At 71.7% G+C, this 25612-nt stretch carries 17 protein-coding genes and 1 pseudogene; 4 read left to right on the top strand and 14 right to left on the bottom strand.

What is annotated here, in order from left to right; translation table 11 throughout:
• Window positions 1–14: 14 nt before the first annotated feature.
• From AWW66_RS20625 to AWW66_RS20585, 10 genes and pseudogenes are all read right to left on the bottom strand, one after another.
• On the bottom strand, window positions 15–752 hold the full coding sequence (locus tag AWW66_RS20625; RefSeq protein WP_067368994.1) for a cytidine deaminase: 738 nt from the start codon (window positions 750–752) through the stop codon (window positions 15–17).
• A gap of 102 nt (window positions 753–854) precedes the next feature.
• Window positions 855–1751 carry a hypothetical protein gene (locus AWW66_RS20620; RefSeq protein ID WP_157527635.1) on the bottom strand — a complete coding sequence of 299 codons (897 nt, stop codon included), beginning with the start codon at window positions 1749–1751 and terminating at the stop codon, window positions 855–857.
• A gap of 58 nt (window positions 1752–1809) precedes the next feature.
• Window positions 1810–3855, bottom strand: a complete 2046-nt coding sequence (locus AWW66_RS35505; protein ID WP_245648392.1) for a GDSL-type esterase/lipase family protein — start codon at window positions 3853–3855, stop codon at window positions 1810–1812.
• On the bottom strand, window positions 3789–5816 hold the full coding sequence (locus tag AWW66_RS35500) for a hypothetical protein (RefSeq protein WP_245648391.1): 2028 nt from the start codon (window positions 5814–5816) through the stop codon (window positions 3789–3791). The genes AWW66_RS35505 and AWW66_RS35500 overlap by 67 nt, the downstream gene beginning before the upstream one ends.
• Before the next feature lie 144 nt (window positions 5817–5960).
• A complete protein-coding gene (locus AWW66_RS20610) occupies window positions 5961–7241 on the bottom strand; it encodes an ABC transporter permease (protein ID WP_067368989.1) in 1281 nt (426 codons plus the stop codon).
• A 5-nt stretch (window positions 7242–7246) separates the two neighbouring features.
• Complete coding sequence (locus AWW66_RS20605) at window positions 7247–8578, bottom strand: ABC transporter permease (RefSeq protein ID WP_067368987.1); 1332 nt, start codon at window positions 8576–8578, stop codon at window positions 7247–7249.
• Window positions 8575–10095, bottom strand: coding sequence for an ABC transporter ATP-binding protein (locus AWW66_RS20600; protein WP_342671928.1), 1521 nt, complete (start codon window positions 10093–10095; stop codon window positions 8575–8577). The genes AWW66_RS20605 and AWW66_RS20600 overlap by 4 nt, the downstream gene beginning before the upstream one ends.
• 267 nt (window positions 10096–10362) lie before the next feature.
• The gene (locus AWW66_RS20595) at window positions 10363–11427 is read right to left on the bottom strand and encodes a BMP family lipoprotein (RefSeq protein ID WP_067368979.1); all 1065 of its coding nucleotides are present in this window, start codon (window positions 11425–11427) and stop codon (window positions 10363–10365) included.
• 281 nt (window positions 11428–11708) lie between these two features.
• Window positions 11709–12050 (bottom strand): hypothetical protein, encoded by a 342-nt coding sequence (locus tag AWW66_RS20590; RefSeq protein WP_067368976.1) that lies wholly within the window; start codon window positions 12048–12050, stop codon window positions 11709–11711.
• 486 nt (window positions 12051–12536) lie between these two features.
• Window positions 12537–13952: pseudogene (locus tag AWW66_RS20585) on the bottom strand (LVIVD repeat-containing protein); the annotation flags it as partial.
• A 299-nt stretch (window positions 13953–14251) separates the two neighbouring features.
• Here AWW66_RS20585 and AWW66_RS20580 point away from each other — a divergent pair.
• On the top strand, window positions 14252–14926 hold the full coding sequence (locus tag AWW66_RS20580) for a DUF305 domain-containing protein (protein ID WP_067368970.1): 675 nt from the start codon (window positions 14252–14254) through the stop codon (window positions 14924–14926).
• A gap of 74 nt (window positions 14927–15000) precedes the next feature.
• Here the strand turns inward: AWW66_RS20580 and AWW66_RS20575 are convergent, their stop codons facing one another.
• The 4 genes from AWW66_RS20575 to AWW66_RS20560 all read right to left on the bottom strand — a co-directional run bounded on the left by AWW66_RS20575 (window position 15001) and on the right by AWW66_RS20560 (window position 20768).
• Entirely contained in the window at window positions 15001–16803 is a 1803-nt protein-coding gene (locus AWW66_RS20575; protein WP_396890521.1) for an alpha-amylase family glycosyl hydrolase, read from the bottom strand.
• A gap of 148 nt (window positions 16804–16951) precedes the next feature.
• Window positions 16952–17884, bottom strand: coding sequence for a sugar ABC transporter permease (locus tag AWW66_RS20570; protein WP_067368968.1), 933 nt, complete (start codon window positions 17882–17884; stop codon window positions 16952–16954).
• Window positions 17881–19515 (bottom strand): ABC transporter permease subunit, encoded by a 1635-nt coding sequence (locus AWW66_RS20565; RefSeq protein ID WP_067368967.1) that lies wholly within the window; start codon window positions 19513–19515, stop codon window positions 17881–17883. Before AWW66_RS20565 ends, AWW66_RS20570 begins: the two co-directional genes overlap by 4 nt.
• Window positions 19515–20768 (bottom strand): sugar ABC transporter substrate-binding protein, encoded by a 1254-nt coding sequence (locus AWW66_RS20560; protein ID WP_067368966.1) that lies wholly within the window; start codon window positions 20766–20768, stop codon window positions 19515–19517. Before AWW66_RS20560 ends, AWW66_RS20565 begins: the two co-directional genes overlap by 1 nt.
• 180 nt (window positions 20769–20948) lie before the next feature.
• On the opposite strand from AWW66_RS20560, the gene AWW66_RS20555 reads away from it, so the two are divergent.
• The 3 genes from AWW66_RS20555 to AWW66_RS20545 all read left to right on the top strand — a co-directional run bounded on the left by AWW66_RS20555 (window position 20949) and on the right by AWW66_RS20545 (window position 25540).
• Window positions 20949–22082: a LacI family DNA-binding transcriptional regulator gene (locus AWW66_RS20555; RefSeq protein WP_245648394.1), complete on the top strand. Its 1134-nt coding sequence runs from the start codon at window positions 20949–20951 to the stop codon at window positions 22080–22082.
• 165 nt (window positions 22083–22247) lie between these two features.
• A complete protein-coding gene (locus AWW66_RS20550) occupies window positions 22248–23882 on the top strand; it encodes a glycoside hydrolase family 13 protein (protein WP_067368964.1) in 1635 nt (544 codons plus the stop codon).
• A 590-nt stretch (window positions 23883–24472) separates the two neighbouring features.
• Window positions 24473–25540 (top strand): alkene reductase, encoded by a 1068-nt coding sequence (locus AWW66_RS20545; protein WP_067368961.1) that lies wholly within the window; start codon window positions 24473–24475, stop codon window positions 25538–25540.
• Window positions 25541–25612: the final 72 nt, after the last annotated feature.

Genomic DNA, 25612 nt, shown 5'->3' with positions numbered 1-25612 from the left:
ACCGGCCGCCGGGCTCAGCCCGCCCAGCGGGTCGGGATCTCCAGCGGCGGGTCGCCCTCGCCGGCCCAGAAGATGGTGCCCGAAGCGTCGACCACCACCACCCGGGGCGTCCGGGCCAGCCCCCAGGTGATCGCCTCGGCCGGCTCGTCCCAGCTCGGGCCCTCCTCCAGCACCCCGGTCTCGGCCCCCTCGGTGTCCCCGGCGGACCGCTCCCAGTACGCCGTCCAGACCTGCTGCCCGGCGGAGAGGTCGGGGTGGACGAAGACGGTGCCCCGGCCCCGCCAGGCGGCCAGCCGGTCCGGCACCACCGGCACCGGGCGTTCCCCGGTGACCGCCTCCAGGTCGGCCACGTCGAAGGCGTGCGGCAGCAGCTCCGCCATCCGCAGCGGGCCGCCCCTCGCCTCGATCAGGCACTCCGGCCCGCCCTGCTCCCAGAGCAGTTGCCGGCACCGGCCGCAGGGCATCAGCGGCTCACCGGTGGCGTCGACGCAGGAGAGGGCGACCAGCCGGCCGCCCCCGGTGGCGTGCAGCGAGGAGACCACGCCGCACTCGGCGCAGAGCACCACCCCGTACGCGGCGTTCTCGACGTTGCAGCCCACCACGATCCGGCCGTCGTCGACCAGGGCCGCCGCCCCGACCGGGAACTTCGAGTACGGCACGTACGCGTGCCGCATCACCTCGGTGGCGGCGGCGCGCAGTCGCTCCCAGTCGATCTCGGTCACCCCTCCATTCTGCCCACTCCCGCCGATCATCGGGAGTGCGGGTGCCCGGACAGGCCGCCCCGACCGACGGAGGGAACACCGCGCCCGCCCGCCGGGCTCACCGGCCGCCCACCTCGGCCAGCCGGCGTGCGCTCACCGGCTGCCCAGCTCGGCCAGGCGGCGCGGGCTGACCTCGACCAGGGCACCCGCCACCGCGGCCAGGTCGGCGCTGCCCGCGACACCGATCGCCCGCTTGACGGTCAGCAGGGCGTCGTCGCGGCGGAGCAGGTGCGCGGTCGTCCCGTCCCCGTCGCGTACCCAGTGGTCGGCGGCGACCGGCCGGCAGGGCTGCGAGGGCGGGACCGGCAGGTCCGGCACGGGGAAGTCGAATGGGCCGCAGCGCTGCGGCGGCCGGAAGTCCGCCGGCAGCCGGACCGTGGCGATCACGACGTTCCGGGAGCCGTTCGTCACCATCGTCGACACCCGCTCCCGGTCGCGGACCACCACGCCGGTCACCCGCCAGCCGGCCAGATCCGGCACCAGCAGCGGCAGCGCGGCAGCGGTCAGCCGCCGCTCCAGGTCCGCGCGCTGCGTCGACCGGTCCAGCACCGGGGCGACCGCGTGCGGCACCAGCAGGGCAAGGATGAGCGGTACCCGGACGGCCGCCCGGAGCGGGGCGAGTATCACCGCGACCCCGGCGGCGAACCCGGCCGCGCCGAGCAACGCCGCCAGCCCGACCGGGGGCGGCACCCAGCCCGGGTGGAACGCCTCGTACAGCAGCAGGGCCCCGGCGGTGGTGACCGCCCCGCAGCCGGCCGCGCCGGCAGCCCGGGGCGCCCGAGCCCACCGCAGCGCCCCCCACCCGACGGCGGTGACCAGCAGCGGCCAGATCAGCAGCAGCGGCAGGCGCGGGCTGAGGCACGCGCCGAGGCTCTCCGCCGGCAGGCAGGTCTGCCGCAGGCGCGCCTCCGCCTGCCAGAGCCCGGCGAAGGCGGCGGCACCGGCGGCGCCCACCCCGGTGGCGACGGCGGTACCGGCCGGCATCCTCATCGACGTCTCCTGGTCGTGGTCGGGGTTCGTCCGGGCCGGACGAACCCCGACCACGGGTTCACCAACGGTAGTTGTACAGCGCCAGGTAATCGTTGAGGATGCCGGCGTATGCCTGGTTGCCCTCCTTGTTCGGGTGCATCGACTCCATGCTCAGCCACTGCTTGGGGTCCCCGTCGTCGTCGACGATCAGGTCACCCGGTTGGGGGCCGTTGACGTAGGCGTCGACGCTGCACATCCCGTGGCCGGCGAAGACGCTCCTCGGGTCCATCCCGTGGACACGGTTCGCCGCGTCCGAGGGGAGCGCGGAGCTGACCAGCATGTCGGCCATCTGGTTGAGGAACGTGGTCTCCGCCTGCGAGATGCCGAACACGACGCCCGCCACCGGGATGCCGACCTCGCAGTGCGGTTCGAGCAGGTGCGGGTACCCCATCACGAAGATCCTGGCATTCGGCGCGCGGACCCGGATCTGCCGGACCACCTCCCGCACCGAGTCCCGGACCTGTCCGGTGATGAGCCTCTCCTGGGCGTCGGTGAGCGACTCGCTGTCACCCTCCATCGCGTACTGCCCGTCGGCACAGTTGAGGGCCTTGGCGCAGGCCATGCCGACGTCGGTGAAGCGGGCGTCGTTGCCACCGATGGAGAGCATCACCGCCGTGGTGTCGGGGGTCAGCGAACCCTGGTCGATCTGGCTGATCTCGCCGTACTGCCCCTCGGCCCGCCGGCCCTGCCAACTGCCGCCGGTGAGCAGACTCGGACTCATCAGGTTGTGCGCCCGCGCGCCGCTGCACGCGGCGAACTGCGCGTCGATGGCGGGATCGTGTCCGGCGGCCAGGGCGCCGATGGTGGCCGGCGCGCCGGGGATGGTGGCCCGCTGGGACCAGGCGTGCGGGCTACGCCGACAGGAGTTGCGCCAGGCCCGGTCGTCGCCGTACTGGTTGCTCACGCGGGTGTAGTCCCCGCTGCCCTCGCCCGAGGAGTACGAGTCGCCGAGCGCCACCACGAAGTGCCGGGGCTTGGCGTCGAGCGGCTGGACGGCGAGGGCGTCCCAGGCCACGTCCTGGATGCCGGTGCCGTCCAGGGTGAAATTGCTCAGCTCCACCTTGGGCGCACCGCTGCCGGTGAAGTCGAAGACGCCGAGGTTCACCCACGTGTTCGCCTCCCACTGGGTGGGGATCACCCGGTGCTCGGTGGCCCCGTCCGGCCGGTGGATGACGTACCGAGCCTGCCGGGTGTGCGCGCCGTGGTCCGGCATGTGCGCCCAGACGCGGGTCCACTTGTTGGTCGGGTTGATGGTCCAGGTGCCGGTGACCCGGTAGGTGGGCCGTTCCGCCTGCTTGTAGCTGTGGCTGAACCAGAAGTGGCCGCCGAAGCCGGCCCCGATCTGGTGGAAGTCGACCTTGCCCGGGTTGACCACGTCGCCGTCGGGCTGGGTGTGGCTGGCGAAGTTGATCGCGAATCGGCCGCCCCGGGTAAAGGTCGGCCGGCAGCCCTCCGCGCCCAGCGCGACGGTGGTCTCGATGTCGTCGATGATCCGCGCCCCGGCGGGCAGCCCCTGCACCTTGCAGGTGCCGTCCGCGTTGACCGGGGTGGGGTGGATGTTGTCGCCGGTGTTAGCGAACGGCCGGGGCTCGACCGTGGTGTACTTCCGGTTCTCCTGCCCGCAGTTGACAAGGCAGTCGGTCCAGGTGATCGGACCGTTCCACCAGCACCGGAGGTCGTCGCGCTGGCAGGCGCCCGCCTTGGTGGTCGGGTACTGCCCCGGGACCTTCGGCGGCAGCGTCTCGTCGCAGTCGTTGACGTTCGGCTCGCAGAACGTGTACCGGGCTGCGTGCGCCACATCCGGGTTGCGGGCCAACGCCGTGACGTACGTCGTGGTGTAGGCCTGGCTGCGGTAGTTGTAGCGGATCAGGGAGGTGTAGGCGAAGCCGATCACTCGCTCCGGGTACGACCAGTGGTTCGGGTGCTTGGCGTTGTCGTAGCCGATGTCGTCGTCGACGATCTTGTTGCCGTTGGAGTCGTAGACGTCCAGCGGGGCGGTCAGGAACGCTTGCGGTCGGCCGGGTAGTCGGTGTTCGCCGGGTTGTTGGCCCAGCCGACCCCCCACGGCTCGCTCGGCGACTGCGGGTTCGGCGCGTAGAAGCCGGTGTTGTACGCCCAGATGGCGAACCACCAGTTCTCCAGGTACTTCGGGTCACCGCCGTTGGCGATCAGGCCGGCGCCCCGGGTCTGGTTCCACTTGTCCTGAAGGATGCGCAGGCCCGCCGCCACGTTGGTGGCGTAGTCCGTGGCGACCGCCTGCTGCTTGGTCGCGTCCCAGACCACCCCGGCGATCGTCTTGCCCCGGTCGGACAGCCGCATGCCCGAGGTCACCTGGCCGGCCCCGTACCCACAGTCCGGGTGCGGCTGCGCGGTCTCGTCAAAATTGATCTTGTTGAAGTCCGGGTTCTGGAGGTCCAGCCCGTAGTAGCCCAGGCTGGTCAGCGGGTTGCCCACCGACACGTCGACGGCGTGGCGGCTGGCCTGCCAGAGGTTGGACTCCTGGGCCAGGATGCCCAGGAAGATCTGCGCCGGCACGTAGCCGCCGCCGAGCAGCGGCATCGACGGGAACATGCCCTGCGGCGAGTACGCCGCCATGCCGTTGTTGTTCCAGTTCGCCGGGCGCTGGAAGGTCAACTGGTTGCGGATCGCCAGGTTGGCGGCCCACTCCATCTGCGCCACGGTCGGCTGGTAGACCTGCATCGTCGGGTCGTTGCGGGAGATCGCGCAGGCCCGGTCGGGGTCGTGGGGGACGTCGGGATTGCCCACGCTGGCGACGCGCCGGGCCCCCGCCGCCGGTCCCACGGCGAGGGCCGGCGACGACCGCAGCCCGGCGGCGGAGAGACGCGGCTCGACGGAGAAGTCGAGCGCCACGGCGGTGCGGGTCCGTCGGGTCCGCAGCTCGACCCGCTCCGCCCGGTCGCTCGCCGGCCGGTCGGACAACTGCCCGGCGGCCTCCCGGCCGGTGGTGGCCCGCTGCACCAGCAGGGCGCCGGTGGTCGACACGTCGGAGTCGGGCACCCCGTCCACGGCCCGCCAGCCGCGCGGCAGCCGCCCGGCCGTACCGGCCTCGGCCCGGCTGCCGACGGCGAAGACCCGGCCCCCGGCCCCCGGACGCAGCTTGACCTCGCCCATCGGCACCGACCCGTGGTCGGTGACCCGGCCGGCGGCGAACCGCTTGAACTCGGTCCGGCCGTCCCGGACCAGTTGGAACGCCACCGCGTCCGGGCCGTCGGCGAGCAGCCGGAACGGGGCGCCCGCCGTGGGCGCCAGCCGGGTCAGCCGGCCGCCGGAGCCGACCCGGACGAGGCCGTTGCCCTTCGAGCCGATTACCTGATCGCCGACGGGCAGGGCCGAGGAGACCTGGCCGGCGGCTCGCCGGCCGCGCGCCGGACGGTCCGGCCGGGCCGCGTCCACCGTACCGAGCCAGGTCCGCGCCGGGTCGCCCGGCCGCGCCGGCAGCTCCAGCCGGGACAGCACGACCCGCTCCCCGCTGCCGCAGCCGGGGTTGTGGTACGCCAGCGACACCCGCTCGGACAGCTTCGTCACCGCGCCGGTGGCGAGGTCGACGACGGCGGCGAAGCCGCCCCGCTGCATCAGCAGTTCGCGGTTGGTGAAGGTCCGGGGCGCGTAGACCACCACCGCCCGGCGGCCGGAGCCTGTCACGCACGCTTGGCCGATCCACTGGTCGGTCTCGAAGCCGGGCTCGGCAAGGGTGGCCGCGGTGCGCCAGGCGTACGCCTGGTCCTCGTCGGCGACGAGCAGGTGGAACCCGGTGGCGTCACCGGAGGTGGTGACCACCCGGTCGGTGGAGGTCCGCCACCCGGCGCCCAACCGCCGGTCGGGCTCCTGGACCCGGTCGGTCCCGGCCGGTGGCCGCCGGGGTCTGTCGTCGTCGGCCGGCGGGGCCGCCCCGGTCGCACCGGCCTGGCCGGTGGTGCCCGGGGCGGGTCTCGCGGTCGCGGTGGACGGGGTCAGGAGGGTGGCGGCACAGATCAGCACCACCGACGCGGCTATCGACCGCTTCATGCTCACCTCACGCAGACGAAGAGGGCTCTGCGTGCAGGTTGGCCCCAACCGTCACCGCCGGATCACCGTCGGCTCATCGCCGCGACGCGCGGCGGGCCGTACCCGGACGTGTCCGGGTACGGCCCGCGTGGTCGACCGCGCCGGTCAGCCCTTGATGTACGGCTTGCCGTCGGCGGCGGGCGCCCGGACCCGGCCGACCAGACCGGCCACGGCCAGGATCGTCGCCAGGTACGGCAGCATCGCCAGGAACTGGCTGGGGATGATGCTGTTGATCGCGCCGAGGTAGGTGCCGAGCTGGTCGGCGAAGCCGAAGAAGAGCGCCGCGAGCAGCGCCCCGGTCGGGCTCCACCGGCCGAAGATCAACGCGGCCAGGGCGATGAAGCCCTTGCCACCGATCATGTTCTTGGTGAACGAGTAGAGCGCCAGCGTGTACGACGCGCCGCCGATGCCGGCGACCACCCCGGCGAGCAGCACGTTGCGGTAGCGCACCCGCAGCACCTTGACGCCGAGGGTGTCGGCGGCGGTGGGGTGCTCACCGACCGACCGGGTCCGCAGGCCCCAGCGGGTCCGGAACAGCGCGATGTGCAGCACCAGCACCAGCAGCAGGCCCAGGTACAGGAAGATGTTGCCGCGGAACAGCGCCGGGCCGAGCAGCGGGATGTCCGACAGCAGCGGGATCTCCCAGTTGGAGAAGCGGGGCGCGCTGTTGTAGCGGGCGGCGTCGGTCTGCATCAGCCGCTCGTAGAGGAAGCCGGTGACCCCGACCGCCAGCAGGTTGAGCACGATGCCCATGACCACCTGGTCGACCAGGTACCGGATGGCGAAGACGGCCAGCAGCAGCGAGATGAACGCGCCGCCGAGCGCCGCCGCGACCAGCCCCACCCAGACGCTGCCGGAGATGCTGCCGAACAGCGCCCCGCTGAAGGCGCCCATCAGCAACTGCCCCTCGATGGCCACGTTGACCACGCCGGAGCGTTCGCAGAGCACCCCGGCCAGCGCGCCGAAGATCAGGGGCAGGGCCAGGATGAAGGTGCCCCGGACGATGTTGACCAGGGGCATGAAATTCTGCCCCGGCTGGGCGTCGGAGATCTGCCAGCAGAGGAAGGAGAGCACGAAGCCGACCAGGCCGACCCCGAGCACCAGGGTGAACCAGCGCTTCGGCAGCCCGACCAGCATCGCCGCGCCGGTGGCCACGGCGACCAGCCCGAACAGGACCGCGCCGAGCGTCCCGTGGATCGACAGGGCGGCCCCGGCGGAGTCCTCGCTGAGGGTGAAGCGGGCCTGCTCGCCGGTGGCCAGCGACCCGAACAGCACCGCGCCGACCAGGCCGAGCCCGACCAGCACCGACCCGACCTTGCGGGTACGGGTCCAGAAACCCTCGTCGACCGGGGCGACCGCGACGTCCTCGACAGCCATGGTGGACATGATTGTCACCAGCCCTTCGCCAGGCTCGTCTGCAACCGCGCCGCGCGGGCGGCCCGGAGCTGGAAGATCGCCTTCACCAGGGCCGGTGCGGCGATGAAGATGACGATCAGCGCCTGGAGCACGGTGCCCAGTTCCAGCGAGATCCCCGCGTAGGACTGCATCCGGTTGCCGCCGGCCTGGAGCGCGCCGAAGAGCAGCGCGGCCAGCGCCACCCCCCACGGTTTGACCCGGCCGAGCAGGGCCACCAGGATGCCGTCGAACCCGATCTGGGCGACGATCAGCGGGGTCAACGCGGTCGCGGTGGAGCCGAGGACCATGGTGGAGCCGCCCAGGCCGGCCAGGACGCCGGCGAAGACCATGATCAGCACGTACGTCCGGGTGACGCTGATCCCGGCGGTCCGGGCGGCGTCCGGGTTCGCGCCCACCGCGCGCAGCTCGAAGCCGAGCGTGGAGCGGTTGAGCAGCCAGGCCACCGCCCAGGTGGCCAGCACGGCCAGGATGATGCCGGAGTGCGCCCGCAGGGTGTCGCCGAAGAGCCGGGGCAGTTGCGCCGAGGCGTCCACCGGCCGGCTGATCGCGTCGGTCCGGTTCGGGTCCTGGACGCCATTCTGCACGATCAGCCAGGTCAGGAAGTACATGGCGATGTAGTTGAGCATGATCGTGTTGATCACCTCGTGGGCGCCGGTTCGGGCCTTGAGGATGCCCGGGATGAAGCCCCAGATCGCCCCGCCCAGGGCACCGGCGAGCACCGCGACGGCCAGGTGCAGCCCCGGCGGCAGCGGCAGCAGGAAGCCGGCCAGGGCGGCCAGGATGACCCCCATGGTGGCCTGCCCCTGGGCGCCGATGTTGAACAGGCCGCCCCGGAAGGCCAGCGCCACCGACAGGCCGGTGAAGACCAGCGGGGCGGTGTAGGTCAGGGTCTCCGAGATCGGGCTCATCGCCGCCTGGAAGCCGACCGCGCCGGGGTCGAAGACCGCGCCCCGGAACATGTTGGCGTAGGCGTCGCTGACCAGCGCCCAGCTCGCCTGGAGGGCGTCACCGGGCCGTGCGGTGAAGTAGCTGTAGGTGGCGACCACCTCGGGGTCAGAGACGATCATCAGTACCGCGCCGACGACCATCGCCAGGAAGAGCGAGAGCAGGGTCACCGTGAAGGTGTTGGCGGCCCAGAGGTTCTCCAGGAAGGCCTGCCCGAGCGAGGGTCGCCGCGGCGGCTCCGGGGAGCCGGGGGTGGTCGCCGGCTCCGCCGACCCGGTGGTGCCGAGGGCGGTCCGGGCGGCCGGTGTCTCGGTGGCCGGTTCCTTGTCCGGCGACCCCGAGGGGGGAACTGCGTTGCTCATGCCTCGTCCTCGCTACCAGGGACCTCGGCCGTCGTACCGCCGTCGGTCGCCGTGCCGTCCTCGGTCGCCGTGCCGGGGGTGATGCCGGCCATCAGCAGGCCGATCGCCTCCCGGGAGGTGTCCGGGCCGACGATGCCGATGATCCGGCCCCGGTACATCACCGCGATCCGGTCGGCGAGCGCGAGCACCTCGTCCAACTCGCTGGAGACCACCAGGACGGCGGTGCCGATGTCCCGTTCGTGGATGACCCGGCTGTGGATGAACTCGATGGAACCGACGTCGACGCCCCGGGTCGGCTGGGCGGCGATGAAGAGCTTCAGCGGCCGGGACAGCTCCCGGGCGACGATCACCTTCTGCTGGTTGCCGCCGGAGAGGGTGCCCACCGGCGCCTCGGCCGAGGAGGTCCGGACGTCGAACTGGGCGATCCGCTCCCGCGCCGACTTCGTGATCTCGTCGAGCCGCAGGGCCAGCCCGCGCCCGAACGGCGGCCGGTCGTAGAGGTCGAGCACCAGGTTCTCGGCGACGCTGAACTCCTTGACCACCCCGTCAACGCTGCGGTCCTCGGGGACGTAGCCGACCCCGGCGCGGAGCACCTTCTTGGTCGACCAGCCGTCGACCTGCTGGCCGTCGAGGGTGACCGTGCCGGCGAGGAGCGGGCGCAGGCCCATGATCGCCTCGATCAGTTCGGTCTGGCCGTTGCCCTGCACCCCCGCGATCCCGAGGACCTCGCCCGCGTGCACGGTCAGGTCGACCCCGTCGACCGCGCGGACCTGCCGGTCGTCGTCCACGACCAGGCCGGCGACCTCCAGCACCGGCCTGCCCGGGTTCGCCGGCTGCTTCTCCACGGTGAGCCGGACGCTGCGCCCGACCATCAGGGCGGCCAGCTCGTCCCGGCTCGCCTCCGGGGAGGCGGTGCCGACGGTCCGGCCGCGCCGGATCACGGTGATCCGGTCGGCGATCGCCTTGACCTCGCCGAGCTTGTGGGTGATGAAGACGATCGACTTGCCGGCGGCCTTCAGCGCCCGCATGACCGTCAGCAGTTCCTCGGTCTCCTGCGGCGTCAGCACCGCCGTCGGCTCGTCGAGGATGAGCAGGTCGACGTCGCGGGTGAGCGCCTTGACGATCTCCACCCGCTGCTGGATGCCGACCGGCAGGTCCTCGATGATCGCGTCCGGGTCGACCCGCAGGTTGTACCGCTCGGAGACCTCGGTGACCTCCCGCCGGGCCCGGCGCCGGTCGAGGAAGCCGGCGATGCCGCCCCTGACCTGCTCCGCCCCGAGCATGATGTTCTCGGTGACGGTGAAGACCGGCACCAGCATGAAGTGCTGGTGCACCATGCCGATCCCGGCCGCGATCGCGTCGGAGGGGCCCTTCAGCTTCAGCGGCCGGCCGTCGACCAGGATCTCGCCCTCGTCGGGGTGGTAGAGCCCGTAGAGCACGTTCATCAGGGTCGACTTGCCCGCGCCGTTCTCACCGAGCAGGGCGTGGATCTCTCCTGGCTCCACCGTCAGGTCGATGTGGTCGTTGGCGACCAGGTCACCGAACCGCTTGGTGATGCCGCGCAGTTCGAGTCTCAGCGCAACCTCCGGGGTGCGAGCGGGGGAATGGTGCAGGGTTGCCGGCCGGGTCGGGCACGGCGCCGACCTGCGGAGGAGAGGTCGGTGCAGATCGGCCGCTCCGGCGGTGGGGCAGGAGTGCCCGCAGCGACCGGAGCGGCCGGATCGGCGTACCTGTGGCTCCCGGCCACCACCGGTGATCGTCTCAGCGGTGGTGGCCGGGACGGGTCACTTCGGCTGCGCGGCCGAGGTGACCTTGATGGTGCCGGCGGCGATGTCCGCCTTCAGCTTGTCGACCTCGGCCTTCAGCTCGGCCGGGACCTTGCTGTCGAAGTCGTGGTACGGGGCCAGGCCGACGCCGTCGTTGGCCAGGTTGCCCAGGTAGCCCGGGTCGGCCGAGAGCTGCTCGCCACCGGCGGCCTTGACCACGGCCTCCTTGACGGCGTCGGCGATGTTCTTCACCACGGTGGTGATGATCGCCGGGCAGTTCTGGGTGCTCTCGCAGCCGTCGACGTCCACCCAGATGGTGTTGTACTTGCCGTTGGAGGCCTGGGCGGCACCGGTGGTGCCGAGGCCGGCGCCACCGGCGACCGGCATGATGATGTCCGCGCCCTGGGCGACCAGCGCGTCGCTGACCTTCTTGCCCTCGTCCTGCTTGATGAAGTCGTTGGTGAAGGAGCCGTTCTGGGAGGCCTTGTCCCAACCGACGACCTTGACGCTGCCGCTCTTGGTCTGGTTGTAGTGGGCCACCCCGTCGACGTAGCCGTCCATGAAGATCGTCACCGGCGGGATCTTCATGCCGCCGTAGGTGCCGACCGTGCCCGACTGGGTCATCCCGGCGGCCAGGTAACCGGCGAGGAAGCCGGCCTGGGCGGTGTCGAACTGCATCGGGTAGACGTTGGTCTCCGGCAGCTTCGCGTCGACGATGCCGAACTGCTGGTTCGGGTTCGCCTTGGCGATCTTGCCGGTGGCCTCGGCCATCAGCCCGCCGACGGCGAGGATGAAGTCGCACTTCTGGTTCACGTACTGCGTCAGGTTCGGCTCGTACTCGGCCTCGGCCTTCGACGGCACGTACTTGATGTCGATGTTGCCGTTCTCCGCCTTGGCCGCCTCCAGGCCCTTCCACGCCGAGGCGTTGAAGGACTTGTCGTCGATGCCGCCGACGTCGGTCACCATGCAGGCGCTGTACTTCGTCTCACCGCTGCCGGCGCTGTTGTTCTCCTCGGGAGCCTCACCACACGCGGCGGCACCCAACACGAGCCCACCCGCCGCGACGACGGAGGCGATCCGCATCCCACGCACAGAGCGCAAGACGTCTCCCTTCCCATTGCACACCGCGCCAGAAGCGGTGGCTGCCCTTTGAGGCCGGCCTGCGCCATGCCGCCGGCGGTTCACGTTACGGACGCGAAGCGTACGCCCGCGTCCACCCACCGGCCGACAATCGTGCACGACTGTTGAACGCTCGTTACCCCTACGTAACCCTTGGGTGGGGGAAATCACTGCCGCCGCCGGTCACCGGCCGGCCGGGCGTCCCGGAAGTCCGGTTGCCCGACCCGCCGGAGGGGCCGTACGGGTCACCGCCAGAAGACCGCCACAGCCGCGTTGACCAGGGTCAACACCAGGATCGCGAGGAAGTGCCCCCGGTGCACCGACTCCCGCTTGCGGGAGAAGAACACCATGACGAAGATCAGCAGCGCGATGACCGCCTTGGTAACAAGTTTCGCCGGGGAGGGCTCGTCCCCGTCCCGCAGCGGGGCGGAGAGACCGAGACCGGTGACCACCTGGATCACCGCGCCCCAGAGCATGGCCGCGTTGATCCGCAGCCGTGCGCTGAGGTACTGCGCGATCCCGCCACCGAGCAGCAGGCCGAAACCGATCAGGTGCAGATAGAGAAGTACCAGCCGAAGAGCTTCCATGCCGACCATCCTCCCCCATCAACGACAGCTCGTAGTAGACGGCCCACCGGCTGAGCTCATACCGTGATCTCCACCGGCCGTCCGGCCCGGAGGCCGTCGGCGACCCCGGGGGTACGGCGACGCCCGGTCGGGAGACCCCGACCGGGCGCCGTCCACCGTCCGCCGCGTCACCTGCGGGGCGACGGGCGGGTCAGGTCACTAGTTGAGCTTGACCGTACCGGTGATGTTGGTGTTCTTGATGGTGGTCTTGGCGCCGACGGCCTTCAGACCCCCGTTGACGGTGGTCTCGACCAGGTTGACCAGCTCGGAGCCGTTGGCGTTGATGTCACCGTTGAGGGTGCTCTTGTACACGATCAGGCTGCCGCCGTTGGCGACCTTGACGACGCCGTTGACGGTCGCCCGGTCCAGGCAGACGGTGCTGCCGGACTTGACGGTCAGACCGCCGTTGACCCGGGCGGTGAGCACCTGGTCGCACTCGGGGTAGCTGGCCTGGTTCTGCGGGTTCGACTCGTTGAGGGCCACCACGGCCTCGGCGTTGTTGGTCCGGGCGTCGGCGATCTTGAGAACGTCGAAGCCCTTCTGGATGTCCGAGGAGTAGATGAACCCGTTGTGGTAGTAGGCCGACCAGGAGCCGCCCAGCACCAGGCGGGAGTCCGACAGCGGGCCCCGCTCCCAGAACCCGAGCTCGACCGGGTTGCTGGAGTCGGTGAAGTCGAAGACCGAGATGCCACCCTGGTACCACGCCTGGACCATGATGTCGCGGCCCATGGCCGGGATCAGCGAGCCGTTGTGGGCGACGCAGTTCTCGAAGCGGGTGTTCTCCCGCGGGATCTTGAAGTAGCTCTTGAAGACCAGCTTCCGGTCGGCACCGGAACCCTCGATGTCGAAGAGGGCGTTCGCACCGCGCTTCGGGCCGATGGTCGGGTTGCAGGTGGCCGAGCCACCGCCGCCCAGCTCGTCGGTGAAGATGACCTTGTTACCGCTGTTGTTGAAGGTCGCGGAGTGCCAGAAGGCGAAGTTGGTGTCCCGGACCCGGCTGAGCACGACCGGGTTGGTCCGGTCCGAGATGTCCATCAGGACGCCGTCGCCCATGCAGGCGCCGGCGGCCAGGTCCAGCTCGGCGTAGACGGTCACGTCGTGGCAACCGCTGGTCGAGGCGGCGCCCAGGTCACCCGGGAACAGGTTCGGGGTGGCGACCACCGCGGCCTGGGTCGGGTCGTTCAGCGGCACCTCGATGATCGAGAGCTTGTCGTGCGGCGGCTGGCAGTCCGGGAAGCTCGCGTTCGGGCTGTAGGACTGGACGTAGACGTAGACCTTGTCCTTGGACTTGGCCGGCACCAGGGTGTGGGTGTGCGAGCCGCAGTCGGTCTCGATGGCCTTGATGTAGGTCGGGTTGACCTTGTCGCTCACATCGAAGATCCGGACACCCTCCCACGAGTCCTTGATGCTCGCGGACTGGGCGGTGCTGTTGCAGGAGTCGTCGTTACGGGACGAGTCCACCGACAGGAACAGCAGGTTGCCGTAGATCGAGATGTCGTTCTGCGCGCCGGGGCAGAGGACCTGGCTGGTGACCTTCGGGTTCCGCGGCTGCTTGATGTCGTAGATCGTGAAGCCGTTGTAGTTCCCGACGAAGGCGTAGTTGCCCTGGAAGGCGATGTCCGTGCCGTACGCGGACTCGGACTCGAACGCCCCCGTCTTCGGCAGGTTGGCGATCGTCCGGAAGTTGCTGCTGGAGGAGATCTCGTCGACACCGGGGATGACGTAGGCCGGGTCGTTGGTGGTCTCCTCGACCTCGGCGGCGCTGGCGGGTGCGCCGGCCACAGTGGTCGCGAGAAGAGCTGCGGCGGCAGCCAGGCTGATGGCCCCGAGCCTCCGCGTCCCTTGTGGGGGTTTTCTGAACATGGAGCGACACCCTTCGTCGGGGTTGGGTCGAGAGGTAGCGGGACCATATCGTGGCCCCGACCTGGACATTGTGATACGCATCACACCCTGGAACCAAGCTTGATAACGATCAAGTAACAGCCACCTGTCAGCTCGCTGAACAAAAACCGCAGGTCGGAGTTAAGGTCCAAATCGCTTCGCCGACCCTTCCGGTGCAGGCCAGGCCGCGTTACGATCCCGGCCAACTCTGGGCCAGTAATGGGGGACGACTTGTGCTAGGCAAACAGACCGGGGGGCGGTCCCGTCGGTGGCGGCCCATCGTGCTGGTGGAGCTGGCCGTGCTCGGCGTGCTGGTGGCCGGGGTCGCGGTGGCCGTCGGGCTGTCCCGCGACGAGCCCGAGCCGACGGCGAGCGCCGGCCCGGCGCCGATCCAGCTCTCCAGCGCGCCGGACGTCACCGCGCCGGTGGTGATCCCCGGGCGGCCCGGCCAGAGCGCGTCGACGGTGCCGTCCAACGAGTTCAGTCCGCGGCCGGCGCCCCCCTACAACGCGGCCGACGTCCGGTTCGTCAGCATGATGATCCCCCACCACGAGCAGGCGCTGGTGATGGCCCGACTCGCCCCCGAGCGGGCCGGGAACACGCAGATCGCGGCCATCGCGGACCGCATCCTGGCCGCCCAGGGACCGGAGATCAAGGCGCTGGAGGCCTGGCTGGAGTCCAAGGGCCTCAAGCGTGAGGCCGCGACCGCGCAGCACGGGCACGGCATGGCCGGGATGCAGTCGCCGGAGGCGATGAAGTCGCTGGAGGCCGCCCGGGGCGCCGCGTTCGACAAGATGTTCGTCGACATGATGAGCGCCCACCACCAGGGCGCCATCACCATGGCGCTGGAGGCCCAGACGCTCGGCGTGGACCCGATCGTCAACGAGACGGCCACCAGCACCGCGGTCGAGCAGCGGGTGGAGATCCAGCGGATGAAGGAGGCCCTGGCCGGCTGAGCGGCCAGGGCCACGCTTCGGGTCAGCCCGCCAGGGCCACGCTTCGGGTCAGCCCGCCAGGGCCACGCTTCGGGTCAGCCCGCCAGCCGCCAGACCTGGAACGTCGGGCCGTCGGCGGGGAGCACCAGCGTGCCGGTCGCGTCCGGACGCAGGTCGTCGGCGCCGCCGTACACGCTGGTGGCGGCCGGCAGGCCGGTCAGCCGTACCGGGACGCCGGGCGCGCGCCGGGCCAGCACCAGCACCGCGCCGGTCGGGGCCTCGCGCAGGAAGACCAGGGTGTCCGGGTCGACGTGCACCCGACGCAGGCCACCGTGGCGCAGCGCCGGCTCGGCCCGCCGCAGCGCCAGCAGCGACCGGTACGCCGCCAGGGTTCCCCGGTCCCAGCTCTCCGGCCGGTGCCAGGGCATCGGGGTCCGCGACCCCTCCCCGTTGGTGCCGGTCAGCCCCAGCTCGTCCCCGGCGAAGACCATCGGCGTACCGGGCATCGTGGCGAGCAGCCCGGCGGCCACCTCCTGCCGGGCCGCGTCGCCGACCACGGTGCGGACCCGGGCCGAGTCGTGCGAGCCGAGCAGCTGCCACGAGTGGGTGTACGACCGCCAGGAGACCATCGACCGGTAGGCGTCCATGGTGGCCAGCACCTCCGGGGCGGACCGTCGGAGGACCCCGCCCGGGGTGCCGAGGAAGTTCGGCACCTCGGCGTCGCCGTCCTTGAGCCAGGACAGCACCGGGTCGGTGAAGCCGACGTAGTTCATCGTCCCGTGCCAGCCGTCCCGGTCCAGGTCACCGGTGTGGTCGTGGCCGTGCTCGCCGACCACCAGCACGTCCGGCCGGGTCTGCACGGCCGCCCGGCGCAGCAGCGCCGCCACCTCGTGGGTGTACGCGTCGGCCCCGCGCCGGCCGGTCATGTTCGCCACGTCGACCCGCCACCCGTCCAGCCCGTACGGCGGGCGCAGCCAGCGGCGCAGCAGCGAGTCCTCGGCGGTGGCGAACCGGCGGCGCAGCTCGGCGCTGCCCCAGTTGAGCTTCGGCAGCGACCGCACCCCGTTCCACGACTCGTAGTCACCGGTGGCGTCGAAGTAGTACAGCTCCCGCTCGGCGGCGGAGCCGGCCAGCGCCGCCCGAAACCACTCGTGCGCGTCGCCGGTGTGGTTGCTGGTGATGTCGCCGATCAGCCGCCAACCCCGGGCATGCACCGCGTCGGCGAGCCGGGCCAGCGCCGCGTCCCCGCCGAGCAGCGGGTCGATCCGGTCGAAGCTGGCCGCGTCGTACCGGTGGTTGGAGCGGGCCGGGAAGATCGGGGTGAGGTAGAGGGTGTTCACCCCGAGCCGGTCGAGGTGGTCCAGGTGCGCGGCGACGCCGTCCAGGTCGCCGCCGTAGAACTGGCGGGGGGTCTCCGGGCCGCGCCCGATCACCGGGGTGTCCCAGTCGCAGGGGATGGCCCAGTCCGGGGCGACCCGGTCGGCGGCGGCGGCCGAGCGGGCGAACCGGTCCGGGAAGACCTGGTACACCACGGCGTCACGGATCCAGGCCGGCGGCGGGTCGTACGTCACCAGTCTGAAGTCACCGGCGTCCGGCACGTCGTGGCCGACCACCCCGGCGGCGTTCAGCCACCGCCGGCCCCGGCGGCCGGTGAGCAGGAACCGGTAGCCGGTGACCGGGTTACGGACCTGCACGTCGGCCCGGTACCAGACCTCGGTGTCGGTCCGCCGGTCGACGGTCGCCTCGGCGAACGTCGGCTCGCCGTCCGGGGTGGTGCGCAGGTGCACCCGCTCGACGTCGGTGCCGGCGGGCACCCGGACCAGGACCGGCACGGTGTCGCCGAGGGCCGGCGTCTGGTCGGGGACGTACAGTGCGGAGCCGTCGTGGTGCGGATTCATGGGCAGCGTCCTTTCGGGGCGGTCGGTACTCACCGAGGAGATGCCGACCCGCGACCGGGTGTCCCGGCCGCGGGTCGGGCGTGGCACATCTGCTCCGGTGTACGCCGCCGTCCGCCGACGCCCTTGCCGCAGCTCGCTGTCGCGGGGCTCAGCCCTTGACCGCTCCGGAGGTGAGGCCGGAGACGATGTAGCGCTGGAGGAACTGGAACACCAGCACGGTGGGGATCGCGGTGAGCAGGGTCGCCGCCGCGAAGATGCCGAAGTTGTTGTTCCGCTCGTTGCCCTGCAACATGCCGTACATCCCGACGGCGAGGGTCTTCGAGTCACTGTTGGTGAGGAAGACGTTCGCCATCAGGAACTCGTTGATCGTGTTGATGAAGGCGAGCAGCCCGGTCACCGCCAGGATCGGCGCCACCAGCGGCAGCATGATCCGGAAGAAGACCTGGGCGTGGCTGGCCCCGTCCATGGTGGCCGACTCGTCCAGCTCCCTCGGCAGGGTGTCGAAGAAGCCCTTCATCAGCCAGGTGTTCACCCCGAGCGCCCCACCGAGGTAGAGCAGCAGCAGGCCCCACGGGGTGTTGAAGCCGATCTCCGGCCACAGCCCGGTGATCGTGCCGAAGATCAGGAAGATCGCCACGATCGCCAGGAACTGCGGGAACATCTGGATCAGCAGCAGCGAGAGCAGCCCCACCCGGCGGCCGGCGAAGCGCATCCGGGAGAAGGCGTACGCGGCCAGCGAGGAGAGGAACACCGAGACGAACGAGGCCGCCCCGGCGATCAGCAGCGAGTTGAGGAACCAGCGGCCGAACGGGGTCCGCTCGAACAGTTCGCCGAAGTTGCCGAAGGAGACCCCGTCGGCCGGCACCAGCCCGGTGGAGCTGAGGGTGCCGAGCGGGTTGAGCGCGGCGGAGAAGACGAACACGATCGGGAAGAGGCTGAACACCACCGCCAGCACGCCGACCAGGTGCCGCCAGCCGACCTGGGCGAACCAGCGGTTGCGCCGCCGGGCCCGGCCGGGGCGGGCGCCGGCCGGCTCGTCGGTGGCACGGCCGGTGGCCGCCGCGCCGGTGAGCGTGGTCATGCGTACACCTCCTCCTGCTTGCGGGTGCGCCGGAAGCTCACCGCCGAGACCAGCGCCACGATGGTGAAGATGAACAGCGAGATCGCCGCCGCGAAGCCGAACTCCGCGCCCTGCCCGCCGAAGGCCAGCCGGTAGGTGTACGTGATCAGCAGGTCGGTCGCCCCGTTGCTCGGGTTGTCCGCCGGGAAGGGCGCGCCCTCGGTGGTCAGGTAGATCGCGTTGAAGTTGTTGAAGTTGAACGCGAACGACGCGATCAGCAGCGGGGAGAGGGCGACCAGCAGCAGCGGCAGGGTGACCGCGCGGAAGGACTGCCACGGTGAGGCGCCGTCCACGCTGGTGGCCTCGGTCAGCTCCCGGGGGATCGCCTGGAGCGCGCCGGTGGCCACCAGGAACATGTACGGGTACCCGAGCCAGAGCTGCACCAGGATCACCGCGATCCGGGCGGTCCACTCGTCGCCGAACCAGTCCACACCGAGCCCGAACACGCTGTTGATCAGGCCGAAGTCGGTGTTGAACATGTCCCGCCAGACCAGCAGCATGGCGAACGACGGCATCGCGTACGGCAGGATCAGCAGCACCCGGTAGACGTTGGTGCCGCGCATCCGGGGCGAGTGCAGCGCCAGCGCGATGAACATGCCCAGGATGAAGGTGCCGCCGGTGGAGCCGATGGCGAAGGCGAAGTTCCAGACCAGCGTGCCGAAGAACGGGCCGGAGATGTTCGGGTCGGTGAGCACCCGGGTGAAGTTGCTCAGCCCCACGGTGACCCGCCAGCCCTGGGCCAGCCGTTCCCCGTCGGCGGCGACGAACGCGCCGATCTCGTCGTCGGCCGTCCAGGTCCTGCCGGACTCGCTGTCGCGGATGCAGTCGCACCCGGCGTCGTACGCCCGGACCGCCGTGCCCTCGTAGGCGCGGGACAGGCCGGACGAGCGCAGCGCGCCGCCGGCGGTCGGCACCACCAGTTCGGTGATCTCCTGACTGCGGGCGCTGGCCTGGCCGATGTTCAGCACGGTGTAGCCCTGCGCGGCGGTGACCCGGCCGCCCGGGGCGACGGTGACGTCACCCGGGTCGACCCGGCGCAGCCCGTCGGCGTCACCGACCTGGACGGTCCCGGTGCCCGGGTCGGTGACCAGGAAGACCAGCGGCCCGGTGGCCGGGTCGCCGGTGGTGGCGATGGTCAGCGCGTACTCGGCGGAGCCGGGGACCTGCCGCACCGAGGCGGTCTGGATGGCCACCACCGCCTCGTCCTTGCTCCCCCGGTGGCCGTCGCCGAAGTTCGTGAAGGCCGTGCTCGCCGTGTAGAGCACCGGGAGCACCTGGAACGCGATCAGGAAGAGGGTGCCGGGGACCAGGTACTTCGCCGGGACGTGCCGGCGGCCCAGGTACAGGTAGAACAGGCCGGCGGTGGTCACCACCAGCAGCCCCAGGCCGACCCAATGGCCGCCCTCCAGCAGCGGGAAGGCCGCCCAGACCGCGATCGCGGCGGTGAGGCCGAGCAGGACCACCTTGATTGCGAGACCGGTCGGACTGACCGTCGCGTCGTGACGCGTACGTCCCCGGCCGGGCCGGGAGCCGGCGGGCTCCCGGCCCGGGGTCCGCGACGCGGACCCCGGGCCGGACAGCGGCGTGCTCATTACTTGATCGAGCCGGTGATCGTCTTACCGGCCGCGGTGATGGTCTTCTCCGGGTCGGCACCGCCGATGATCGCCGCCTCGGCCTTGCCGAACGGGTCCCAGATCGCGGCCATCGCCGGGATCGCCGGCAGGACCTGGCCGTTCTTGCCGGCCTCGGCGAACTTGGCCAGGTCCGGGTCCTGCGCCTTGACCTGGTCGAGGGCGGCGGTCAGCGCCGGGGGCCGGGGCTCGGCCTCGTACAGGGCCACGGCCAGGTCGGGCTTGGTGGTGTAGTTGGCGACGAACTCCTGCGCCAGGGCCTTGTTCTTGCCCTTCGCCGCGACGTAGAACGCCTGGACGCCGACGAACGGCTGGGCCTCCTGGCCACCGGCGAAGCCGGGGAACGGGGAGATGTCGTAGCTCAGGTTGGCCTTCTTCACGTCGGGGGTGGCCCACGGCCCGGAAGCCAGGTAGGCGCACTTCTTGCCGGTGAAGGTGGCGATCGAGTTGGTGTCGGAGATGGAGCGCTTCAGCACGCCCTCGCCCTTCTCCCCGAGCGCGGCGATCTTCTTGAACGCCTCGATCGAGCCGGGCTTGCCGACGCCGACGTCGCTCGGGTCGTAGTCGCCGGTGGCGTTGGTGCCGAAGAGGTAGCCGCCGCCGGAGGTGTACAGCGGGTAGATGTGGTACGAGTCGCCGTTCTGGCCGACCTGGAGGCAGAGGATCTCGCTGACCTTCTTCTCCGCCTTCAGCTTCTTGCCGGTGGCGACCAGGTCCTCGATGGTGGCCGGGGCCTCGGGGGCCAGCTCGGTGTTGCGGATCAGGGCCAGGTTCTCCTGCGCGTAGGGCACGCCGTAGAGCTGGCCGTTGAAGGTGACCGCCTTGATGGCGGTCTCGTTGAACGCGCTCTTCTGCTCGGCGGCGAGCTGCACCGGCTCGATCGCGCCGTTCTGCACCAGGTTGCCGATCCAGTCGTGCGCGCCGACCACCACGTCCGGGCCGCTGCCCTGCTGCGCGGCGGTGACGAAGTTGGTCTGCAGGTCCTTGGAGACGGCCTGCACCTCGACGGTGACGCCGTTCTCCTGGCCGAACCGGTCCGCGAACGGCTTGAGGGCGGCGGTCCGCTTGTCGTCGGCCCAGATCACCAGCTTGCCGCCGGCGGCGCCGGCGGACTCCTGCGCGGCCGGCTCGTCGTTGCCGTCGCTGCCGCCGCAGCCGGCGGCGGCGAGGGCCAGGCCGAGGGCGGCGACCACACCCGCGGTACGGATGCGCATCGGTACTCCTGTCGTCATGGCGGTCGGCCGGACATCGGCGCACCGCCAGTGGAAACCTTGAAAGATTCGTGCCAACCGGCGCGCGGGGTGCGGCGCCGCTACTCTCGCGTGTTGCGGGGACGTTAGCAAGAGATTGCAGGTGATGGAAGACCTTGCAGTGGCGTACGCAAGAAGTTGCCTCTGCGCTACAGTGCCGCCATGCGCGCTCGACTGTCCGACATCGCCCAACAGGCCGATGTCAGCGAGGCCACCGTGTCGCGGGTGCTCAACGACCGTCCCGGCGTGGCCCCCGAGACCCGGCAGGCCGTCCTGACCGCCCTCGACGTCCTCGGCTACGAGCGCCCCGCCCGGTTGCGCAAACGCAGTGCCGGGCTGGTCGGCCTGGTCACCCCGGAGCTGGAGAACCCGATCTTCCCCGCCTTCGCGCAGGTGATCGAGTCGACCCTGGCCCAGAGCGGGTTCACCCCGGTGCTCTGCACCCAGACCCCCGGCGGGGTCACCGAGGACGAGTACGTCGAGATGCTGCTGGACCGGCAGGTCTCCGGGATCGTCTTCGTCTCCGGCCTGCACGCCGACACCGCCGCCAACCACGACCGGTACCGCTCGCTGATCTCCCGGCCGCTGCCCGTCGTCATGATCAACGGGTACGTGCCCGGTATCGCCGCGCCCTTCGTCTCCTGCGACGACCGGGAGGCCACCGAGCTGGCCGTCGCCCACCTGGTCGCGCTCGGGCACCGGCGGATCGGGCTGATCACCGGCCCGGACCGGTTCGTCCCGGTGCAGCGCCGGGTGGCCGGGTACCGGGCCGCCATGCAGCGGCACACCGGCCTGGCCGAGGCGGAGCTGGCGGAACTGGCCGAGCTGACCCTGTTCGGAGTGGAGGGCGGCGAGGCCGCCGCGAGCCGACTGCTGGACCGGGGCGTCACCGGGATCGTCTCCGGCTCGGACCTGATGGCCCTCGGCGCGATCCGGGCCGCCCGCCAGCGCGGCCTGTCGGTCCCCGGGGACCTCTCCGTGGTCGGGTACGACGACTCCCCGCTGATGGCCTTCACCGATCCGCCGCTGACCACCATGCGCCAGCCGGTCGCGGCGATGGCGGTCGCCGCCGTCCGGGCCCTGGTCGACGAGATCAACGGGCACGCCGCGCCCCACTCGGAGTACCTGTTCCGCCCGGAGCTGGTGGTCCGGGGCTCCACCGCGGTCGCCCGCTCGGCGGCGAGCACGGCGGGCGCGACCGGCGAGCCCGGCACCGCCGGCACCGGCCCCGGCAAGCGGCAGCGCCCCGCCCCGCCGGCCCTGCCCGTCCCCGCCTGACCCGGCCCGCCCCGACCAGGGCTCGACGTCTTGACGTCAATTCTTGCGGAAGCTCTGCTTGACTCTTGCAGTCATCGGCCGGCATTCTGCTGTGACATCCGCGCCCACCCGCAGCGCCGCGGCGGGGTGCCGCCGTCCCGCAGCACAGAACGGGGTCCGCCACCGATGACCGCCAGCCTCCCCACGCCGCAGACCTCCGACGACGACTGGTGGCGCTCCGCGGTCGTCTACCAGGTGTACGTCCGCAGCTTCGCCGACGCCAACGGCGACGGTGTCGGTGACCTGCCCGGCATCCGGGATCGCCTGCCGTACCTGCGCGACCTGGGGGTGGACGCGCTCTGGCTGACCCCCTTCTACACCTCGCCGATGATCGACGGCGGCTACGACGTCGCCGACTACCGGGACGTCGACCCGGCCTTCGGCACCCTCGCCGACTTCGACGCCATGATCGCCGACGCGCACGCCCTCGGCCTGCGGATCATCGTCGACATCGTGCCCAACCACACCTCCAGCGCGCACGCCTGGTTCCAGGCCGCCCTGGCCACCGCGCCCGGCTCCGCCGAGCGGGCCCGCTACCTCTTCGCCGACGGCCGGGGCGCCGACGGCGAGCTGCCGCCCAACGACTGGGAGAGCATCTTCGGCGGTCCGGCCTGGACCCGGCTGCCCGACGGGCAGTGGTACCTGCACCTGTTCGACCCGGCCCAGCCGGACCTGAACTGGCGCCACCCCGAGGTCCGCGCCGAGTTCGAGGAGATCCTGCGGTTCTGGCTGGACCGGGGGGTGGACGGGTTCCGGATCGACGTGGCCCACGGGATGATCAAGGCTGAGGGGCTGCCGGACGTCGGGTTCAACTCGATGACCACCGGCCGCCGCCAGTCGGAGCTGCTCGGCAAGGGCCGGCTGCCGTACTTCGACCAGGACGAGATCCACGACATCTACCGGGCCTGGCGGCCCATCCTGGACAGTTACCCCGGTGGCCGGATGGCGGTTGCCGAGGCGTGGGCCGAGACGCCGCAGCGGCTGGCCCGCTACATCGGCCCGGACGAGCTGCACCAGGCGTTCAGCTTCGACTTCCTGGACGCCACCTGGTCGGCCGACTCGTTCCGCAAGGTCATCGACACCGCGCTCGCCGAGGCGACCATCGTCGGCGCCCCCACCACCTGGGTCCTCTCCAACCACGACAAGCAGCGGCACGTCACCCGGTACGGCGACGGCGAGGTGGGGCTGCGCCGGGCGCGGGCGGCCAGCCTGCTGATGCTCGCCCTGCCCGGCTGCGCGTACCTGTACCAGGGTGAGGAGCTGGGCCTGCCCGAGGTGCTCGACCTCCCCGACGAGCTGCGCCAGGACCCGTCGTTCCTGCGGACCGGGGAGAGCCGCGACGGCTGCCGGGTGCCGATCCCGTGGAGCGGCGACCTGGCCCCGTACGGCTTCGGGCCGCACGGCAGCGAGCTGAGCTGGCTGCCCGCCCCGGCCACCTGGCGGGCGCTGTCGGTCGCGGCGCAGACCGGCGTACCCGGCTCCACCCTGGAGCTGTACCGCAGCGCGCTGCGGATCCGGCGCGGCCACCCGGCGCTGGCCGCCGACGCCGACGGGGTGACCTGGCTGGCCGCCGGCCCCGGCGTGCTGGCCTTCCGCCGCGGTGCCGGCGACGCGGAGCTGACCTGCGTGGTCAACCTCAGCGACGCCCCGGTCCGGATCGACGGGTACGGCCAGCCGGTCGTCGCCAGCACCGACCTCACCGAGTCCGACGGCGGCCACGTCCTGCCGGTGGACGCCGCCGCGTGGTTCGACCGGCGCTGAGCCGGGCGGACCACCCCTGACCCCTGGTCGTCCGTGGCGCTCCGGGCCCACGGACGGCCGGGCCGTCGACCCCCTGGTGGGGTGCCCCCTCGTGGTGGGGAGGGCGAGGTGCCGCCGGTGCCCCGGGACGCGTTTCCCGGCGCACCGGCGGCACCGCCGGACCTCCCGCGTCGCCGGGCCGAGCCGGATTCCCTGCGCCGCCGGGCCGTGCCGGAGCCCGCCGGTGTGGTTCCCCGCGCAGGGATTCGCGGCGACGGGATTCGAGCCGGCCCGCACGGGGTATCCCGGTGTCATCCCGGTCGCCCGCCGCGCCCCACCGCCAGCGGGCGGCCGGGCTCGAACGACCCCTTGTGGTGGGGGGTGAGGGACAGCGGTGCCCGGGGTCGGGCGAGCCGGGCACCGCTGTCCGGGGTCGCCACCGCCGCCGACCGCGCCCCGGTCACCTGAACGCCGTTCCCAGGTCACCTGAACGCCGTTCCCCCGGTCACCCGCCCGCCGTGCCCACGGTCACAGTCCACTCCGGAAGGTTCCCGTCCGCCCCAGGGTTGGGGGCAGACAGAGCGATGGAAAATCGGGACGGGAGTCGGGACATGACCAGTGCGTTCGAGCCAGCCACCATCGGCCGGTACACGACCCGGAGCCGGGTGGTGATGGCCCCGATGACCCGCAGCCGCGCGTACGGCCCCGGGGCCAGTCCGACCGAGCTGATGGCGACGTACTACGGCCAGCGCGCCGGGGCGGGGCTGATCGTCACCGAGGGCATCCAGCCCTCCGCCATCGGCCAGGGGTACCTGAACACCCCGGGCCTGCACACCGACGAGCAGGTCGCCGCGTGGCGGCCGGTGACCGCCGCCGTCCACGACCGGGGCGGCCTGATCTTCGCCCAGCTCATGCACACCGGGCGGATCGGTCACCCGGACAACACGGCGCAGGGCCACCAGCCCGCCGGCGTGTCGGCGGTCCGGGCGGCGGGGACGATCGTCACCCCGACCGGCCCGCAGGAGTTCCCCGTGCCCCAGCCGCTGGACGCCGACGGTGTCCGGGCCACCATCGCCGACTTCGTCACGGCGGCCCGCAACGCGATCGAGGCCGGCTTCGACGGGGTCGAGCTGCACGGGGCCAACGGGTACCTGCTGCACCAGTTCCTCGCCACCAACACCAACCTGCGCGACGACGAGTGGGGCGGTGACGTGGCCGGGCGCATCCGGTTCGTGGTCGAGGTGACCGGGGCGGTCGCCGACGCCGTCGGCGCGGACCGGGTCGGGCTGCGCATCTCGCCGGCCAACGGCTTCAACGACATCGTCGAGGACGGGCACCGCGAGACGTACCTCGCCCTGCTCGACGCGCTCAACCCGCTCGGCCTGGCGTACCTGCACGTCGCCGAGGGGCCGGACACCGAGTTCACCCCGGTGCTGCGGGACCGCTGGCAGGGCACCTTCCTGCTCAACCCGTACACCCCGGGCAGCTGGACCGGGCCGGAGGCGCTGAAGCTGATCGAGACCGGCGAGACCGACCTGGTCTCCTACGGCGCGCTCTACCTGGCCAACCCGGACCTGCCCCGGCGGCTGGCGGCCAGCGGCCCGTTCACCACCCCCGACTACCGCACCGCGTACGGCGGCGACCACCACGGCTACACCGACTACCCCGAGCTGGGCTGAAAGGAAGGGCCCCTTCTTAGAACTCCTAACGTTGGAGTTGGCGCCAGCAGATGAGGGCGCAGGCGAGGCTGA

Source organism: Micromonospora rosaria (assembly GCF_001567585.1).
Lineage (GTDB): Bacteria > Actinomycetota > Actinomycetes > Mycobacteriales > Micromonosporaceae > Micromonospora > Micromonospora rosaria.
The sequence above is the reverse complement of the archived record's forward strand: the minus strand, read 5'-3'. Positions and strand labels throughout refer to the sequence as shown.